Genomic DNA, 18685 nt, shown 5'->3' with positions numbered 1-18685 from the left:
ATTAGTAAGATGAAGAAGAAACTCTACTTAACGATGTTTGCGGGTCTCATGGCGATGGGTTTAAGTATGGCTCAAGCACAAAATCCAGAGTGCATGACCAATCTTTCCATTTACGCAGAACACGCCAAAGTTAAAAATTACGATGCAGCTTATGAACCATGGAAAATGGTCTATGAGAGTTGCCCTGATATCAATAAGGCAAACTTTTCCTATGGGGAAAGAATCCTTAAGCACAAGATAAAAAATACCTCTGGCTCAGATAAGGATGGTTTCATTCAGGATTGTTTGGAATTATATGACAACAGCTTAAAGTACTTCCCAGATAAATATCCTAAAGCTGAAGTTGTTATCGATAAAGTGTTGTTAAGATTCGACAACAAGATGATTTCCGACGGTGATATTTATAATGAATTGGGAGCAGCTTTTAAGGAGGATCGCAAAAACTTTAAAAACCCAAAAGCACTCTACCTATACTTCTCTAGTTTGGTTGATTTGCACGGGGAAGGCAAGAAAGAGCTTCAAGAAGTTTTTGATGTATATGATGATGTAACTGAAAAAGTTGAGGAGGAAAACAAAAAGTTGACCAATTCCTTACAAAAGCTTTTGGCAAAGGAAGATGCAGGCACTGCATTGACTACCAAAGAAAAAAGACGTCTTAAAGCGTATACTACCAATTCTGAATCATACGGTAAGATTGCCTCAAGCATTGACTCCAAATTGGGAGCTCTGGCCGATTGTGGTAACCTAATACCTTTATATGAGAAGAGTTTCGAAGAAAAGAAAACCGATGTAAATTGGGTAAAGAGAGCTGTGGGTAGAATGTTCTCCAAAGAATGTACGGATGATCCTATGTTCCGAAAGCTGTTTGAAGCGCAACTTGCATTGGACCCTTCTGCAGATGCCTATCTATACGGAGGTACCTTGAAGCAGAAAGCCGGTGACAACAAAGGAGCTATTGCCGACTTTAATAAAGCAGTTGAGTTGGAGACAGATTCGTATAGAAAATCAAATATTTTATATAAGATTGCGACCACGGTAAGAAGAAGTAGCAAATCCCAGGCAAGAAACTATGCACAGAAAGCGATTAATGCCAATCCTGCCAATGGAAAGGCGTATCTGTTGATTGCCAGTCTTTATGCAGGAAGTGCCAATGCATGCGGAAGCACTCCTTTTGAGAAGAGAGCAATTTATTGGAAAGCCGCTGAAATGGCTAGAAAGGCAGGTAGGGTTGATCCTTCCTTGAGTGGTAGGGCAAATAAATCTGCAGCTAGTTATTCTGCGAAGGCACCTACTAAAGAAATGATTTTTAGCGCAGCAATGGCTGGTAAAACAGTGACTTTCAATTGCTGGGTAGGAGGTAGCGTAAAAGTGCCCAACCTATAAGGTGATATCAATTTCTGAAAATATGTATAAATGTTTTGCCACGGTTTTTACCGTGGCAATCCTTTTTATATCCTGTGGTGACGATTATGAACGTGTGGGGGAAGAAGCGATAAAACCAGTTTTCCCTCAAGGAGTGGCCTATGATTATACCCTTACCTACACGGGGACGGATGAGGAGGTAGGTACAGAAGATGAGTCCCACACCAGGGTTTTGGCTATTCTAACCAGTCCAATGACCGAGGATTTTGATAATCAGTTTTTTAAGTATAAAACTTTTCCTAAGGGACTTCAAGTGGATTTTTTTGACGAAAAAAATCAAAAAAGTGTTGTCACTGCCGATTACGGCATAATTTACTCCCAAACCAGTTTAATCGATTTAAGGGGCAATGTGGTGATAGAAACCCACGATGGAAAAAAATTGGAAGCTCCCCAATTGTATTTTGACCGTAAAAACAACTGGATTTTTACTGAAGCCGAATTTACCTATACCAATCCTGCCGATGGAACCATTATGGACGGTGAGGGTATGGATTTCAATAGGGATTTTAGCTTTTTTAAGGCCCATAAAACGTACGGGCTTATGACTATCAAAGAAGAAGAGAACTAATGGAAAAATATTTGAAATACACCATATATATCAATCTGGTAATTGCCATACTTTCCACATATATGGCATTTAACTTTTGGGAAACCGATAGAAACCGCGCATATATTTTCATCTTTTTGGCCGTAATCACCGCTTTTATGTTCTTTTTCAGAAGACACTACTACAAAAAGTTTGAGGAACGGAAAAGGAACAATAAATAGAGTGTTTATCTTTCTGATATGGATACACCCATATTGATAATCATCCTGGCACTGGTGTTCTCGGCATTTTTTTCCGGGATGGAAATTGCTTTTGTCTCAGCCAATAAGATACACATCGAATTGGAAAAAATGCAAGAAGGGTTTTTTGCCAAGGTATTGGGATGGCTGACTCTCAAGCCATCCAAGTTCATAGCGACCATGCTTATTGGCAACAATATTGCTCTGGTTATCTATGGATTTTTTATGGGCGATTTGCTTGTGGATTGGTTTCAAACGCTAATGCCCACACAAAATCAGTTTTTGGATTCTCTTTTGACCGATTTTAGTCTGCTCAGCCAAACTGTGATTTCAACTTTCATCATTTTAATCACAGCTGAATTTTTGCCAAAAGTTTTTTTCCAAATCTACTCCAACACCTTGCTGAAGGTCTTTGCCATACCCGCATACTTTTTCTATTTGCTGTTTTCTCTTTTCTCTTGGATGGTGATTAAGATTTCTGATTTTATATTAAAAGTATTTTTTAAAACAGAAGGGGATGAAGTACAGTTGGCATTTACCAAAATGGAATTGGGAGATTATATCACAGAACAAATGGAGGCGGTTGAGGAAGAAGATGAGGTGGACTCCGAAATACAAATTTTCCAGAATGCCTTGGAGTTTTCTACGGTAAAAGCTCGGGAGGTTATGGTACCAAGGACGGAAATAACCGCGGTGGATTTGGATGAAAGCCCAAAAAACTTGACCAAGTTGTTCACGGAAACCGGATACTCCAAAATATTGGTTTATAAAGAGAATATAGATGAGATTATTGGTTATGTACACTCCTATGAGCTCTTTAAAAAACCAAAAACCATAAAGAGCATTTTATTGCCTGTGGAATATGTTCCGGAAACCATGCTTATTCAGGATATTTTGAATGTACTCACCAAAAAACGTAAAAGTATGGCCGTTGTTCTGGATGAATATGGGGGTACTGCGGGAATCATGACGGTCGAGGACATTATTGAAGAGCTCTTTGGAGAAATAGAGGATGAACATGACTCTACAGACCTCTTCGAAGAACAATTGAGTGAAAATGTATATAAATTTTCGGCACGTTTGGAAGTCGATTACATCAATGAAAACTACAAATTGGAACTTCCAGAAAGCGAAGAATATGAAACTTTGGGCGGACTGATTATGAATGGGATTGCCGAAATTCCCGAGCAAGATTCCGAAATTAAGATGGATAACTTTGTTTTTCACATCCTTGAAGTGTCCGACACGAAAATCGATTTGGTTACAGTGCAGGTGCTCGTTGAAGATTAACACATTACCTCCTTTTTCAAGCTTTCTAAATTGAAAAGAAAATGGTATTTTCGCCCACTGAAATATAGAAAACAAGCGAAGAATGGCAATATTGGAGAACATTAGGAAAAGGACAACCGTACTCATTTTGATTATCGGTATGGCCTTGTTCGCATTTGTAATCTCAGGCGTATTTACCAGCAATGATTTTGGAGGGGCAAAAGTAGGTTCAGCAGTAGCTGAAGTCAACGGCGAAAGTATTTCCATAGACGATTTTAGAAGAGAAGTGGAAAAGGCTTCTCGCAGATTCGGACCAAGCTTCCCGTCATCCCAGTTGGTAAACACGGTATACGACCAACAAGTAAGAAAATCCTTGTTGGGGCAACAATTTGAGGATTTGGGAATCAATGTGGAAAGCGATCAGATTGTGGAGTTTGTTAGAACTTCTGGATATGCTCAAATTCCTGATTTTCTGGATGAAAATGGAGTGTTCAATGAAGAAGTTTTCCGAAGTGCTATAGCTGATTGGAGAATAAACAACCCAGTACGTTATGACGATTGGTTGGACATAGAGCAAATCATCATCCAATCGGCAAAAGAGCAAATTTATTTCAACCTCATCAAAGGGGGTGTGGGTGCTACTTTGGCCGAGGGCGAGTTTGACTACAAAATGGCCAACGACAAGGTGGACATCCAATATGTAAGGGTGCCATATACCGCAATTGCAGATAGTACCATTCAGGTCTCCAAAGATGAGATAGCAGCATATATAAAGGAACATGAGGATGAGTACAAGCAGGAAAGAGCTAGGGACATCCGATTCGTTTATTTTGAGGAAAAGGCTTCTGCTGCCGATGAAAAAGTAAAAGTTGATGAGTTGATTGCCCTTTTGGGTGATTCTGTGGAGTATATCGAAGAGACGAACACCACAGATACTATTCCTGGATTTCGCAATACAACTGATTTAGCCGCTTTTTTGGATAGGAATTCAGATACTAAGTTTGATACCCTGTATAAAGCGAAAAAAGATTTGCCTTCAATTTCCGCTGATACTTTGCTTGCCATGAATATTGGTGAAATTCATGGTCCTTATAGAGATGGTAATTTCTTCAAGTTAAGCAAAGTAGTAGATAAGAAAAAGGATGGCTCGGTTAAGGCGAGTCACATTCTGATTACATACGAAGGTGCTGAACGTGCCAATCCGACGATTAAGAGAACAAAAGAGGAAGCTGAAGCTAAAGCCAAAGAGCTTTTGGCTGATGCCCAAGAAGAAGGAGCCCAGTTTACAGCTTTGGCTCGAGATAACTCAGATGGACCTTCAGCCCCTAGAGGTGGTGATTTAGGATATTTCCAAGAAGGCATTATGGCGGATGAGTTCAACGATTTCTGTTTTGGAAATGACACAGGAACCATAGGCTTGGTTGAGACCCAGTTTGGTTTTCACATCATTAAAATTGATGATAAGCAAGATATAATTCAAGTAGCTACTTTATCTAGAGAGGTTGAACCTTCTGAGGAGACCATTAACACCTTATTTACGGATGCCACCAAATTCGAGATGGCTTCGTTGGATGCAGAGGCGGAATCTTTTTCCAATATTGCAAGTGAAAGTGGATATTCTGTAAGACCTGTAAACAAAATAAAGGAGTTGGATGAAAACCTTCCAGGCTTGTCCAGCCAACGGGGGATTGTACAATGGGCGTTTAATGACGATACCGAAGTAGGTGACATTAAACGTTTCAATGTGAATAATGGATATGCCGTGGTGCAATTGACCAAGAAATATAAGGAAGGCGTAATGAGTCCGGAGGATGCTTCTGCCACTGCTTTGCCAAAAATCAGAAAAGAACGCAAGGCAGCACAGTTGTTGAGTATCAACCAAGGGAAGAGCATGGAAGCCATGGCACAGGATAATGGAGTGGTTGCGTCCACCGCTACGGCCCTAACCATGAAATCACCTACTTTACCTGGTGCAGGACGGGAACCTTTAGTGGTTGGAACGGCATTTACGTTGAACCAAGATGAGACTTCGGGACTTATTGAAGGGGAATCGGGTATTTTCATGGTTAAAGTAATCAAAAAAGAAGCCGCTCCGGAATTGGAAAACTTTTCCACCTATGCGCAGACCTTAAAAACAAATTCATCCAATAGAGTGAATGGAGATGTTTTTAATGCGATAAAAGAAGGCGCCGAGATTGAGGACAACCGAGCAACCTTCTACTAAAAAGAAAAAATTTCAATATTAGAAAGCCCCTTTGTAGGGGCTTTTTTATTTGAGGGGCTTGTTTTCTTTCTTTACCAAATCCTTAATGGGAACCCCATCAATTAGAACATCTTTTAAAACCGCATCCCCATTTTTTATATGTACTAAAGCATAGGTGGTTTTGGTAGTATCCCTTTGGGAATCCCGATAAGTCAACTCAGCATCATACGCCTTGGATTCCTCCATGTAAAACCGCTCAAAGGGATATAGGATGGTCATAGTGGTTATATCTGTGTTATAGGAATTGATAAAACCCACCTTCGCCAGAACAAAATCTTCAGTTTCTTTGGGTTCCTCTTTGGAAACGGAGCTTATTTCGGCAAATCCCTTTGGATTTTCCATTAGGGAAACATAAACCAATTCTCCCCTTTTCCAATCGTGCTCTTTCGGAATCTCTACATCGACATTGTCAAAATTCAGAAAAATATACTTTCCTCGGAATGGGTCATTGGGATCTATTGGAGCCGTTTTAAACTTGAATGCTTTTCCGGTTTCCAATACGTCTTCGTTGTTCCATATCATTTGGGCCGGTACAAAAAGTTGGGCCAAAGCAATAAGAATGAACAATGGGAATATAGCTTTTGTACTTTTCATTGATTTTTCCTCTTTTGTAACATCCAATAGTTCGTTAGAAAGAACCCAGCACCTACGGAAACAAAAAGAATTCCCCGAGCCACAAAGCTCAAATCAGTGTCGAAGAACCTACAGGCAATCAACACCGTTATAATTACAAGTCCGAAATTCAATATCCCCAAATGGTTTTGTTTGGCTCCCTCCCGAATGGTCAACAAACCCAAAGCAAGCACGTAGATATTGATAAGAATTGCCGAGATAGGAGACCACAAACCGAGAATAAAGGCGATGATAAAAAAAACAAATACAGGAGCAAACGGTTTTACGTTAGACCATTGGTTTTTCTTTATGTTCAAGAATAATAGGGCGGAGGCAATTAAGGACAACAACATAGCAACAAGAAACTCCTGGCTGGAAATTACCTCTTTGAATATGAGGTGACCTCTTCTTAAGTCCTCCCAAAACCAATCGAAACTGAGTACAAGCAACAAAATGACGGTTCCCAAAGAACCAAATAATCTGTACCCACTGTATCTTTTTTTTTCTTTCTTGAAAAAGTTTAATTCCCCAATGAGGTAAAATATGCCAAACAAACTGAAATAGGCTACAAACATTAATTCTTCAGTCCTATCCGCCAAAGTTCCGAGAACAATGGTAAGGGAAAGGGGAATGAACCAATTATGGAGTATCGTAAAATTACTGGATGGACTTTTTTTGTACAGTAAATAATAATAGGGTAAAATCCCCAAAAACAGCAGCCAATACATATAGGAGTCCTCATAAGGATATGACCAATAGCTGGCTTCGCAGGCATACCACGTAATCCCAATGATAAAAAACAAGGAGGTGGCCGAGGACCTCATTATATAAACGATGGGTAGACAAACCAGCATCCAGGTGAGTAAAAAAGAACCTAAATCGCCTGGAATATTATAGATTTGGCTTACCAAGGAAATGCTTGCACCCACGGAGAAAAACAGGAAAACCGAACTACCTTCCCTCCAAGCGATACTATCCTGCTTTCTGAGTAAAGTATAACCGCAAAGGACTTGGCCAATAACTAGTGGTAGAAAAGCAAAGCAGGTTTTCGTGAATCGGGAGAGTTCATCCCAATTATGGGCAATAATCAGAATAATCCCAAGTCCTACTAAAATGGCACCCAGTATTCCAAAGACAATAAAAAGCCTATTGGAAGGTGGACTGCTTTTCTTTTGATAAAACTTTCTGATATCATCAGCAATGTCTTCGGTAATGATATCAGCCTCTACGAGATTCTGTAAATCCTTGAGAATGCTCATTCTTGATTGGTTTCACAGCTTGCAGCTCAAATTATTAGGGAGGTTTTGGTCAGGTTGAGCCTAAGCTTATTTACCGAAATATAGTAAAACCTTGGGATTAGGAGGCTCCATTGTGATAAGATTTGCATTTGAGGATGAATAGAATAAAGGTCCAGGACTAGTACTTTTAAAAACTAAAAAACCATCTCGGAATAGGAAATAACAGTTTCAAATCCTTTGGATATAAAGTACTCTTTTGTCTTTTCACCCCCGGTAACCCATATGAAATCACCACCCCATGCGCCAAGGCTTTTTATGGTTCCTGGGTAGTCCGGAAAGAGTTTCTTTTGCACAGGTTTAATTCCCAGTACTTTGGACAATAGCGCTTCATGTTCCTCGAGCAACTTCTGAAATACATCCAAAGAATTGACCGCAATCATTTTTTGTGTAAGAAGGCTAATATCTTGGACCAATTTGGTTTTATCAAAGGATTGTTTTCGATAAGCCTCAATAGCCTCTTTACTACTTTGTTTTTGGTTCAGGTACACAAAAAACAGAGAGTCCTTAAATGTAGGATTAAAATGAGCTGTTTTGGCTATAGGCCGCCTGTCTTTCAATGCATAAGTAATCGGATAATCATGTTGAGCGCAAGCAATGTCATAGCCACTTCCACCAAAGGCATTCCACAGCAAGTGATAGGCGTCTATTTTTGCCCATTGGGCAATATTGTTGATTAGGGTGGAAGAACTTCCTAATCCCCAATTTCTTGGAAACGTCAAATGGGATTCTGCTCTAAAACCGGTATCCCCTGACAGGAAGTTTCTATTTTGCTTTTTGGCTTCCATAAGAAGGGCTTGCAGTGTATGGGCAACTTCACTGTCTGTAGCATTGTTTATTGTAAAATTGTCAATTGTAAATTCCGCTTCAAACCATAGGTTTCCTTCATGACCGAGGCTTTTCCATAGCAGTATTGGTTTTTCAATGGATTTCACAGTCAAGGATTGCCCATATTTTGTGGGAACAGCGAGTCCTAATGCACCATCCAAAATGGCATACTCCCCTGAAAGCAACAATTTTCCATTACTGTAAAATTCCTTTTGCATTTAGGATCTTAGGTTTTGCAAAGCTTCTTTTGCAGCAGCATTGGATACGGTACGCTCCTTAAAAAAATGAACCAACTCCTTCTTTTCACTGTCACTGGCCCCCATTTTATTTAAAATATTGAGCAAATGCATTTTCATATGGCCTTTTTGGATTCCCGTAGTAACCAGAGAACGAAGGGCCGCAAAATTCTGCGCCAATCCAGCTACTGCAATGATTTGCATTAATTGTTTTGCCGTTGGGTTCTGTAAGATTTCCATGGCCAGTTTTACAAGGGGGTGTAACGAAGTAAGTCCGCCAACTGTGCCTAGGGCTAGAGGAACCTCAATCCAAAACTTGAAAATACCATCTTCGATAGAAGCATGGGTTAGACTGGAGTAGGTGCCACCCTTAGCCGCAAAAGCGTGAATTCCTGCTTCAATAGCCCGAAAATCATTTCCTGTTGCCAGGACCACAGCATCGATGCCATTCATTATCCCTTTATTATGGGTTACCGCGCGATAAGGTTCAGCTTTGGCAATTTGCACGGCCTGAACCATTTTTTTGGCAAAGTCCTGAGGGGACATCCCATCTTCATTCAAAGCTTCAACAGGGCAACTAACCTCTGCTTTTACCGTACATTTGGGAACATAATTAGAAAGTATGCTCATTACAATTTCAACGGCTTTTTCCTCTTGGGTAAAGTCAGAGTGGGCACTTGCTTTCTCTTTTAGGGTTTTGGCCAACTGCTCCAAACACGAATTGATAAAGTTCGCACCCATGGCGTCCAAAGTCTCAAAGGTGCAATGCAACTGGTAATAGTTGTCTATTGCATCGGTCTTATCGCGCAATTCAATATTGGTAATACCTCCACCCCTTTTTTCCATACTCCGGGTAATTCCTGAGGTATCCTTGATAAGGTCTTGTTTTATCTCTGAGAAAAAACGAGAGAGTTTTGAAGTATCGCCCTTGAACATAAAATGTACTTGTCCCACTTTTTCTGTTCCAAGCACCTCAGTCTTAAAACCTCCTCTGGAAAGCCAGAACTTGGCAGCCTTACTGGCGGCAGCAACTACGGAACTTTCCTCTATGGTCATGGGGATGGCGTAATATTCACCATTAATTAGAAAATTGGGTGCAATGGCAAACGGCAAGTAGTAATTGGAAATGGTGTTTTCAATAAACTCATCATGAATTTTTTGCACTGCCGCATCCGTATTCCAATACCTTTTAAGTAATTGTTCAGCTTGCTCTGGATAGGAGGTATAGTTTTGGGCAATCCATCGGATTTTTTCTTCCTTGGAAAATTTGGAAAATCCTTCAACAGGCGCGTTCATAGTTTTTGGTTAAAGCGCCTAAATATAAGGATTGTGTGGTACTGAATTTATAGGATTGCTTCGCGAATTGAATTTTTATGTTGCAACAGCAACAATAAAATTTATATTTCGGATAAATATTAGTAAACTTGGTAGATTTTAAACAGAAGAACTTCCATGTATAAAAAATTTCTTGTTTGCCTATGCCTCATAGGTTTTTTATCCCAAACTACAGCCCAAAAGAAAAAAATAGCCCTTGAAGAAATTTGGGGAGGAGCTTTTAGAACAGAACAACTCGATGTGCTTCGGTCCCTGAAAAATGGGAAACAATACACCATTCTCAATTTTAATAGAGGGAATGGCACCAGCAGCTTGGATAAATACGACTATGCGACACAACAAAAAGTGGAGACCATAGTGGAGTCAGGATCCAATGTGCCCAATTTCACCTCATATGAGTTTAGTGCGGACGAATCCAAAATCATCTTGGCCACAGAAGTGGAACCTATTTTTAGAAGATCACGATTAGGCATTTATTATGTGTATGATGTCGTCTCCAAAAGTGTAACCCAAATCTCGGATAATAAAATCCAAGAGCCCGAGCTTTCTCCTGATGGTTCAAAGGTGGCTTATGTTTTGGACAATAACCTGTACATTTTCGATGTTGCGGCAAAAAGTACCAAACAGATTACGCAAGATGGGAGTTATGGCACCATTATCAACGGCGTTACCGACTGGGTTTACGAAGAAGAGTTTGCTTTCGTAAAGGCTTTTGCATGGAATAGCGATGGTTCCAAGATAGCCTTTTTGCGTTTTGATGAAACCAATGTCCCCCATTTTTCAATGGATGTGTACGGTGAAATGTTGTATCCCTTTCAATATGAATTTAAATACCCGAAAGCAGGAGAGGAAAATGCAAAGGTAACCCTACATATGTACGATGTCACCTCCGGTGGGACAAGTGATGTGAATTTAGGAGACCCTTATTACATTCCACGAATCAAGTGGATGAACAACCCAAAGTATTTAAGTGTGCAGACCATAAATCGACATCAAGACCACCTAAAATTATTGTCGGTCAATGCCGATGACAATTCGGTAAGCACATTGATGGAAGAAAAAGATGATGCTTATGTGGATGTTACGGACAATCTAACCTTTTTGGCAGACGACAGCTTTATCTGGACCAGCGAAGCGGACGGTTATAACCATATTTACCTTTATGGTAAGGACGGGAAATTAAAGAATCAGGTAACCCAAGGTCCTTGGGAGGTGACCAATTATTATGGTTATGATGATAAACGTAAAGTAATTTATTATCAATCGACCGAAAATGGTTCTATCAATAGAGATGTGTATAGCATTAAAACGAATGGAAAATCCAAAAAGCGACTTACCCAAAAAGAAGGAACCAACGCCGCGGATTTCAGTGCCAACTATACGTATTTCATCAATACATTTTCAAGTGCTACTTCGCCTTATCAGTTCACCTTGCATCAAGCTTCAACCGGGAAAGAACTTAAAGCGATTAAAGACAATTCATCCTTGGACTCCAAATTGGAAACTTTTGAATTGAGTCCAAAGGAATTTTCCACGATTTCCATCAATGGGAATGACCTGAATATGTATATGATTAAACCTGTTGATTTTGATGAGAACAAAAAGTACCCCTTGTTCATGTTTCAATACAGCGGACCAGGTTCGCAACAAGTGGCCAATAGGTGGTTTGGTTCTAATGATTACTGGCACCAAATGTTGGTGTCCGAAGGATATATTGTTGTCTGTGTGGATGGTAGAGGCACCGGATTAAAAGGAAGAGACTTTAAAAAAGTGACCCAAAAGGAATTGGGTAAATATGAGGTTGAAGACCAGATTGCAGCGGCTAAGAAGTTGAGTGAATTGCCTTATATCGATGAAAATAGAACGGGAATTTGGGGATGGAGCTATGGAGGTTTCATGTCGACCAACTGTCTATTGAAGGGCAATGATGTTTTTGAAATGGCTATAGCAGTTGCACCGGTAACTTCTTGGCGTTTTTATGATACCATTTACACCGAACGTTATATGCAAACCCCTCAGGAAAATGCAAGCGGCTATGATGATAACTCGCCCTTCAATTATCCAGAATTATTGAAAGGAAAGTATCTCTTGGTTCATGGTTCGGGAGATGATAATGTGCATGTTCAGAACACCATGCGCATGGTAGAAGCTTTGGTTCAGGCAAACAAGGACTTCGAATGGGCCATTTATCCGGATAAGAATCATGGCATTTATGGCGGGAACACCCGTTTACACCTGTTTACTAAGATGACCAACTTCATCAAAGAAAATTTATAACCAAACTAACTTAATATGTCAGAAGTAATAAAACCGGCTAACGAAAAGCAACTTTTCGGGCATCCCCAAGGATTATTCTATTTGTTTTTTGCTGAGTTGTGGGAACGCTTCAGTTTTTACGGAATGCGTGCATTGCTCACGCTATACATGGTAAATGTAATTTTTGAAGCCTTATCAACAAGAGATTATGCAGCTGCAGCGGTATATGCTTCCTATGGATCATTGGTATATGCATCCACTGTAATTGGTGGAAGAATATCAGATACTATTTTAGGTATGCGACAATCCATTTTCCTTGGAGGTATCCTAATGGCCCTAGGTCATTTTGTTCTGGCAATTGAAAACAACATGGCCTTCTTCTTAGCACTGGCTTTCATTATCGTAGGGAATGGATTTTTCAAACCAAACATCTCGACCTTCGTAGGTACTTTATATAAGGATGGTGATACCAGAAAGGACTCTGGGTTTACCATATTTTATATGGGAATCAACATTGGAGGGTTTATCTCCCCACTATTATGTGGTTGGTTGGGACAAACCTATGGTTGGCACTATGGTTTTGGCTTGGCGGGCATTGGAATGCTAACAGGTCTGATTTTCTTTTGGAGTGGAATCAAGAAAAATGTATTTGGCGAAGGGGGCAAACCCCCTAGTGTGGAAGTTTACGAGAAAAAGGTTTGGGGTCTGCCACAACATCAATTGGTGCGCGTTTTAGCCTTTTTATCGGCCCCTTTAATCGCTTTTCTGTTGTATTCATACAAGTCTTTAGGGGAAAAGGGTACTTTCTTTGGTGATACGAACATCGTCAATCTTCTCTTTTATTTTGTTGGAATAGCGGTATTGGCTTATATGGCAAAGATTATGATTGGTGCCACCGGGGACGAGCGAAAAAAACTTTTCATGGCGCTATTGATTACATTTTTTATGACCATTTTTTGGGGTTTTCATGAACTGCATGGAAGTGTGATTACCTTGTTCGCGGCGAGAAACGTAAATCTTTCTTTGATTAATGCCAGCCAAACCAATGCATTGAACTCCATGTTCATTGTAATTCTTTCCATACCTATTTCCATAATGTGGACCATGTTGGCTAAGAAGAAGCTAAACCCAAGAACACCCTATAAGTTCGGGATGGGACTATTGTTGGCAGGGTTAAGTTTTTATATCGTATCCTTGAGCGGAAATGCAGCAGATGAGAATGGAATGGTGCCATTTTCTTATTTGCTTTGGCTTTATTTTATTCTGTCAGTAGGAGAGCTATTCATGTCGCCGGTTGGACTTTCAAAAATTACAGATTTGTCCCCAAAACGAATTGTGGCATTTATGATGGGGGTCTGGTTTTTATCCTCGGCCTATGCATTTCAAATTGTAGGATTTATTTCAAAACAATTGGCCATTGAAAGTTCGGATAGCAATGTAGGGGGACTGGAGACTTTGGATGTATACTTGGATGGTTTCCAATTAATAGCAATCTATGCTTTGGTCGCAGGGGGTGTGGTTATCATCTTCGGGCCTTTGATGAAACGATTGATGGGCAACGTACATTAATCTTACTTAAAATAATAAGCTCCCTTTTCGCGCGTATCGTGGAAAGGGATTTTTTTATTCTGACAACTTTTCTTCCAACGAGCTGAATACGTTCTATAGTTGGTTCCATCCATGATGACCATTTTGGGTTGTAGGTAATCTAACCAACGCTCCAAATTGATTTTGGGGGATTCGGAAAGCCATAGTATATCCATGTTTTGTTGAGGTGGAAAAATGGCAAAACTGTCAACGCGATAGATGTTTTTAGTGCTTGCTTGAAGTGTGTTTCCCAAAGTTTCGTGCTGAACGGTTTCCAAATGGTCTCCAACTTTGAGGGTTGTCACTATTTTTTCCACTTTGACACGATCCAAGGTAAAAGAAGTCAGGTGTCTTCCATTCTGATGTAACAATACTGGGGTTTTTGAAGAATGTGCTACAATAAAGGAATGGTTGTTTCTTATTTGCAATTCGCTCCATAAACCATAGGCTTGTAATCCAACTATTCCAAAACCTAGAACCATAATATTTTTAAATGTAGTCTTGGATAAAAACAAAACTAAACCAATCAATATGAGATATAGAAGCATCATCTGTGCACCATCAAGGGGAATTTCTTTGAACACAAAACTTTCTTGGTGTGCAACCCAGCCTATAATACTGTTCATCACTTTAATAATGAAGTTGTAAAAAGTCACCAAAACTTGGGGTAGTATATTTAAAAGAGAAAGGAACAGAGTCAGGATTCCCATTCCAAGAATGACCCCCAAAAATGGGATAATCAACAAATTGGATATAAAAAATAGCGAAGGAAATTGATGAAAGTAGAATAAGCTAATAGGCAATACGCCAATTTGTGCAGCTAAGCTAACTGATAACAATTGCCAAATCTTTCGAATCAGAAAATGCTCGGGAAACCAAAATTGCTGCAGTTTAGGATATATCCATACAATGGCAAATACGGCTGCGTAGCTCATTTGAAAACCTACTTGGAAAAGATAAAGGGGCTTGACCAACAAAATAAAAAGCATGGAAAGCGCAATGATATTAAAGGAATTCGTAGGGCGGTTTAGGTACTGTGCGTATGCCACAAATGAAAACATGGTCACCGCTCTAACGACCGATGGGGACAAACCGGCTAAGAAGGCATAGCCCCACAATAAAAGAACTACAAATGCCAGGCGGATAGTTTCACCTTTTGGGAGGTAGGTCAAGGGTTGTAGCACAAACTGAAATAAGAACAGCAATACCCCGACATGTAATCCAGAAACTGCCAAAATATGTACCGCACCCGCATTTTTGTAGTGGGTATAGGTTTCTTCTGAGATATCTTCCCTTTTTCCTAACAGTAAGGCTTGAATTACACCAAACACATCCTCATCATAGCTTTCTTTGGATAAGTTGGAAATGAGATGTTCCCTTGTGTTCATGGCCAAACCAAATAGAGAAGAAGTTGATTTGCCATCGTGGAGTATGGTGGTGGATTGAACCGATAACTGATTATGAATCCCTTGTTTTTTCAGATAGTCCTTGTAGTCAAATTGATGTGGATTTGAAGGAGGTCGAATAGCATCGAGTTTGGCCAATAGGACCACTTCGTCATCCACTTGAAGAGGTGTTGAAAGGGAATCTCTTGCTATGTTCAGAATTAGCTTTCCAGTGCATTTCTCTTTTTCAAAAACTTCGGCTTTGACAACATATCGCTGCTGATACAGATTGGGTTTGAGGACTTCTGTGATTTTTACTTGCCAAACACCGGTATTTTTTACTCCTAAATGGGAATAATGGTTAGGTAAATCCTTTCCAAGAGCAACAAGGGTAATCAAAGTACCAAAACCGATAGTCACCAGTGCAGCAGATAAGCTAAAGAAACGGTTCGTTTTCCAAGCAAATCCGAGGGAGATAAGGAAAAGTCCCAAAAAAAGAAGGGTAGGGAATAGCTTAGGCTCTAAATAGAATCCTAGAAAAATCCCAAAAATCAACAATAAGGTCAGTTTGACCGATACAAAATCAAAAATTCGCATTATAGGATTCGAGTCGCCTTCACAAAGGAGTAGTTCCAGAACCCTTCCCTAAGGGAAGAGACTATCACGCCACGTGAGGTTGTGGAGTGTATGAACTTGATATCGTCTCCTTTGACGTCGACTACCAATCCAACATGGTTGATGCGTTTTCCGCTTTTACTGGTCTTAAAAAAAAGCAGGTCTCCTTCCTGAACCTGTCCAACTTTAATTCGTTTTCCCTGTTCGGCCATTTCATATGACGTCCTTGGGAAAATAATCTCATGTTCCTTTAAACTCACAAAAACGAGTCCGGAACAATCCATTCCTTTACGTGTTGTACCCCCAAATTGATAGCGGGTACCACTAAAGGTCATGGCCGTGGCAATTATGTCCTTGGCCTTTTGGTTCTTTTTACTTTCCTTTTTGGAAATCTTCGGAGTGAGGTTAGTCTCCTCGGATGACCCCTCTACCGTGACGGTTCGGGTCTTGCTATACGTTCGTTTTTTGCTTGTTCCGCAGCTAATTACTGCGAAAATGCAAAGCAAACCTATGGTTTTTCGCAACATCCAAGAATACAATTTACTTCTTGGAATGTAAATCTAAGCATTTTTGATAAGTAATTGGGCCGCCTTTTGGCTGGCACCCTCACCGCCCAATTTCTGTTTTAACAGGGCGTAGTCCGATAAAATTCGCTCTCGTTCCGGTCCAACAAGAATTTTATTCAGCTCAACATCCAGGTTTTGGGTGGTTAAAGCGCCTTGAATCAATTCTTTGACCACTTCCTTGCCCATAATCAAATTGACCAATGAAATGTAGTCCAAGGTGATGATGCTTTTTGCAATTTGATAAGAAATCCAATTTCCTTTGTAACACACTACTTGGGGAACATTGAAGAGTGCTGTTTCCAAAGTGGCCGTACCGCTGGTTACCAAGGCTGCATGGGCATAGGTCAGTAGTGTATAGGTTTGGTTGGACACAAACCCCACTTGGTTATTTTCGGTAAAGGTGGAATAGAATTCGTTGGGTAAGCTTGGGGCACCCGCAATTACAAATTGGTAATCGGTATGCTTCTTTTGAACAGAAAGCATGATGGAGAGCATTTTTTGCACTTCCTGTTTTCTGCTTCCTGGCAGTAAAGCCACTATGGGTTTTTCCATATCCAGATGGTTGTTCTTTCTGAATGTGGTCTCATCTTCAATTGAAGTGTTGGCGATTGCATCAATCAAAGGATGTCCCACGAAGTTGACAGGATATCCATGTTTTTTTTCGTAAAAATCCTTTTCAAAGGGCAAGATGACATACATATGGTCAATGTCCCTTTTTATCTTTTTGATTCTACCCTCTCGCGAAGCCCAAATTTGTGGAGAAATGTAATAATTGGTAGAAAAACCCTGCAATTTGGCCCACTTGGCGATTCTCAGGTTAAATCCAGAGAAGTCAATAAAAACAACCAGGTCAGGTTTGAATTTTTGGATGTCTTCTTTACAAAATTTGATATTTTTGAAGATGGTCGGGATGTTCTTGACAACCTCCAAAAAACCCATGAAGGCCATGTCTTTGTAATGTTTGGCTAGCTCACCGCCCGCTTTTTGCATTAAATCCCCACCCCAACAACGAATTTGGGCAGAAGCATCCTCTTTTTTAAGGGCTTTTATCAGGTTGGAACCGTGTAGATCCCCTGAAGCTTCACCGGCGATTATATAGTATTTCATTGCAAAGATTGTTCAGAATCAGCCCACTAATTTATAGTACAAGATTATCAAGGCGGTCAACAAAGTAGCTATCATAACCCCTCTTGCCCTATAATCCCTTTTTAATCGGAGAAAACCAAAAAATGCGACCAAATTCAATATGGCGCCCAATGCCAACAAACTGCCAATATGTCCCTGTTCCACTGCGGCATTGTAAGTTTCCACAATTCCCAGGTCTGAAAATAGAAGGATATACAGGAGGGTCCCAATGGTATTTGCAATAATACCCACTATGAAACCTATGATTATTTCTTTTTTACGATTCATTTAAACTCCAATTATTGATTTGCGGAATCACGTGATGGGCGGTCAGGTCAAATTGTGTGGGCACTACGGAAACATAACCATGCGCCAAAGCCCATTCGTCAGTATCTTCTCCTTTGTCCAAAAGTTCAAACTCCCCAGTAAGCCAATAATAGTCTTTTCCTGTTGGACTTGTCCGTTTATCGAACTTTTCCTTCCAGTTGGCGCGAGCTTGCCTGCAGACACGTATTCCTTTTGGTTCTTCGTCTGACTTAGGAATATTGACATTTAACACGGTCCCTTTGGGAATTCCATATTCTAAAGCTTGGGACACAATTTTTTTGACTGCTTTCAAAGAGGGTTCAAAATTAGCTTCCCAAGAGTAATCGCATAACGAAAAACCAATGGCTGGAACCCCTTCAATACCTGCCTCGATGGCAGCGCTCATGGTACCGGAATAAATAACATTAATAGATGCATTGGACCCGTGATTTATACCACTAACGCAAATATCTGGTCTTCGGTCCAAAATTTCCTGAAGGGCCAGTTTTACACAATCTGCGGGGGTTCCGCTGCAACTATATTCCGAAGGAGCGCCCTGTTCGGTATCAATAACCACTTTTTTTGAATACAAGGTGTTATCGATGGTAATGGCATGCCCCATTCCACTTTGCGGGCTATCTGGAGCGACCACAATGACATCGCCTATTTCCTTCATTGTACGGATTAGGGAACGTAGTCCGGGAGCAGTAATCCCATCATCGTTGGTGACTAAAATGAGTGGTTTTTGCATTTCGCATAATTAACGGCGCAAAAATACGTTTTTCATAAGGATATGAAG

The 18685-nt window shown here is 40.3% G+C and carries 16 protein-coding genes; 7 read left to right on the top strand and 9 right to left on the bottom strand.

The window, feature by feature from the left end; all coding sequences use genetic code 11:
* Positions 1-9 precede the first annotated feature (9 nt).
* The 5 genes from ACSLUF_RS15330 (at position 10) to ACSLUF_RS15310 (ending at position 5701) form a co-directional block, all read left to right on the top strand.
* Positions 10-1383, top strand: coding sequence for a tetratricopeptide repeat protein (locus tag ACSLUF_RS15330; protein ID WP_435623531.1), 1374 nt, complete (start codon positions 10-12; stop codon positions 1381-1383).
* A gap of 22 nt (positions 1384-1405) precedes the next feature.
* The gene (gene lptC, locus ACSLUF_RS15325; protein WP_435623530.1) at positions 1406-1990 is read left to right on the top strand and encodes an LPS export ABC transporter periplasmic protein LptC; all 585 of its coding nucleotides are present in this window, start codon (positions 1406-1408) and stop codon (positions 1988-1990) included.
* The gene (locus ACSLUF_RS15320; RefSeq protein WP_435623529.1) at positions 1990-2190 is read left to right on the top strand and encodes a hypothetical protein; all 201 of its coding nucleotides are present in this window, start codon (positions 1990-1992) and stop codon (positions 2188-2190) included. Before lptC ends, ACSLUF_RS15320 begins: the two co-directional genes overlap by 1 nt.
* 18 nt (positions 2191-2208) lie before the next feature.
* Complete coding sequence (locus tag ACSLUF_RS15315) at positions 2209-3498, top strand: hemolysin family protein (RefSeq protein ID WP_435623528.1); 1290 nt, start codon at positions 2209-2211, stop codon at positions 3496-3498.
* A gap of 82 nt (positions 3499-3580) precedes the next feature.
* Entirely contained in the window at positions 3581-5701 is a 2121-nt protein-coding gene (locus ACSLUF_RS15310; protein ID WP_435623527.1) for a peptidylprolyl isomerase, read from the top strand.
* Positions 5702-5746: 45 nt separating this feature from the next.
* Here the strand turns inward: ACSLUF_RS15310 and ACSLUF_RS15305 are convergent, their stop codons facing one another.
* From ACSLUF_RS15305 to ACSLUF_RS15290, 4 genes are all read right to left on the bottom strand, one after another.
* Positions 5747-6334: a GDYXXLXY domain-containing protein gene (locus ACSLUF_RS15305; protein WP_435623526.1), complete on the bottom strand. Its 588-nt coding sequence runs from the start codon at positions 6332-6334 to the stop codon at positions 5747-5749.
* Positions 6331-7611: a DUF2157 domain-containing protein gene (locus ACSLUF_RS15300; RefSeq protein ID WP_435623525.1), complete on the bottom strand. Its 1281-nt coding sequence runs from the start codon at positions 7609-7611 to the stop codon at positions 6331-6333. The genes ACSLUF_RS15305 and ACSLUF_RS15300 overlap by 4 nt, the downstream gene beginning before the upstream one ends.
* A 173-nt stretch (positions 7612-7784) precedes the next feature.
* Positions 7785-8693 carry a GYDIA family GHMP kinase gene (locus tag ACSLUF_RS15295; protein WP_435623524.1) on the bottom strand — a complete coding sequence of 303 codons (909 nt, stop codon included), beginning with the start codon at positions 8691-8693 and terminating at the stop codon, positions 7785-7787.
* On the bottom strand, positions 8694-10007 hold the full coding sequence (locus ACSLUF_RS15290; RefSeq protein WP_435623523.1) for a hydroxymethylglutaryl-CoA reductase, degradative: 1314 nt from the start codon (positions 10005-10007) through the stop codon (positions 8694-8696).
* Between the two features lie 156 nt (positions 10008-10163).
* On the opposite strand from ACSLUF_RS15290, the gene ACSLUF_RS15285 reads away from it, so the two are divergent.
* Together ACSLUF_RS15285 and ACSLUF_RS15280 are read left to right on the top strand one after the other, a co-directional pair.
* Positions 10164-12323: a S9 family peptidase gene (locus ACSLUF_RS15285; protein ID WP_435623522.1), complete on the top strand. Its 2160-nt coding sequence runs from the start codon at positions 10164-10166 to the stop codon at positions 12321-12323.
* Between the two features lie 15 nt (positions 12324-12338).
* Positions 12339-13871, top strand: a complete 1533-nt coding sequence (locus ACSLUF_RS15280; protein ID WP_435623521.1) for a peptide MFS transporter — start codon at positions 12339-12341, stop codon at positions 13869-13871.
* 2 nt (positions 13872-13873) lie between these two features.
* Here the strand turns inward: ACSLUF_RS15280 and ACSLUF_RS15275 are convergent, their stop codons facing one another.
* The 5 genes from ACSLUF_RS15275 to surE are packed head-to-tail and all read right to left on the bottom strand — an operon-like array spanning position 13874 to position 18637.
* Positions 13874-15871 carry a ComEC/Rec2 family competence protein gene (locus ACSLUF_RS15275; RefSeq protein ID WP_435623520.1) on the bottom strand — a complete coding sequence of 666 codons (1998 nt, stop codon included), beginning with the start codon at positions 15869-15871 and terminating at the stop codon, positions 13874-13876.
* On the bottom strand, positions 15871-16416 hold the full coding sequence (locus tag ACSLUF_RS15270; protein WP_435623519.1) for a C40 family peptidase: 546 nt from the start codon (positions 16414-16416) through the stop codon (positions 15871-15873). The genes ACSLUF_RS15275 and ACSLUF_RS15270 overlap by 1 nt, the downstream gene beginning before the upstream one ends.
* 33 nt (positions 16417-16449) lie before the next feature.
* On the bottom strand, positions 16450-17562 hold the full coding sequence (gene lpxB, locus ACSLUF_RS15265; RefSeq protein WP_435623518.1) for a lipid-A-disaccharide synthase: 1113 nt from the start codon (positions 17560-17562) through the stop codon (positions 16450-16452).
* Between the two features lie 18 nt (positions 17563-17580).
* A complete protein-coding gene (locus ACSLUF_RS15260; protein ID WP_435623517.1) occupies positions 17581-17868 on the bottom strand; it encodes a hypothetical protein in 288 nt (95 codons plus the stop codon).
* Entirely contained in the window at positions 17858-18637 is a 780-nt protein-coding gene (gene surE / locus ACSLUF_RS15255; protein ID WP_435623516.1) for a 5'/3'-nucleotidase SurE, read from the bottom strand. The genes ACSLUF_RS15260 and surE overlap by 11 nt, the downstream gene beginning before the upstream one ends.
* Positions 18638-18685 lie beyond the last annotated feature (48 nt).

The sequence above is a fragment of the Flagellimonas sp. genome, assembly GCF_965601775.1.
GTDB lineage: Bacteria > Bacteroidota > Bacteroidia > Flavobacteriales > Flavobacteriaceae > Flagellimonas.
This window is presented reverse-complemented; position numbering and strand designations above follow the sequence as displayed.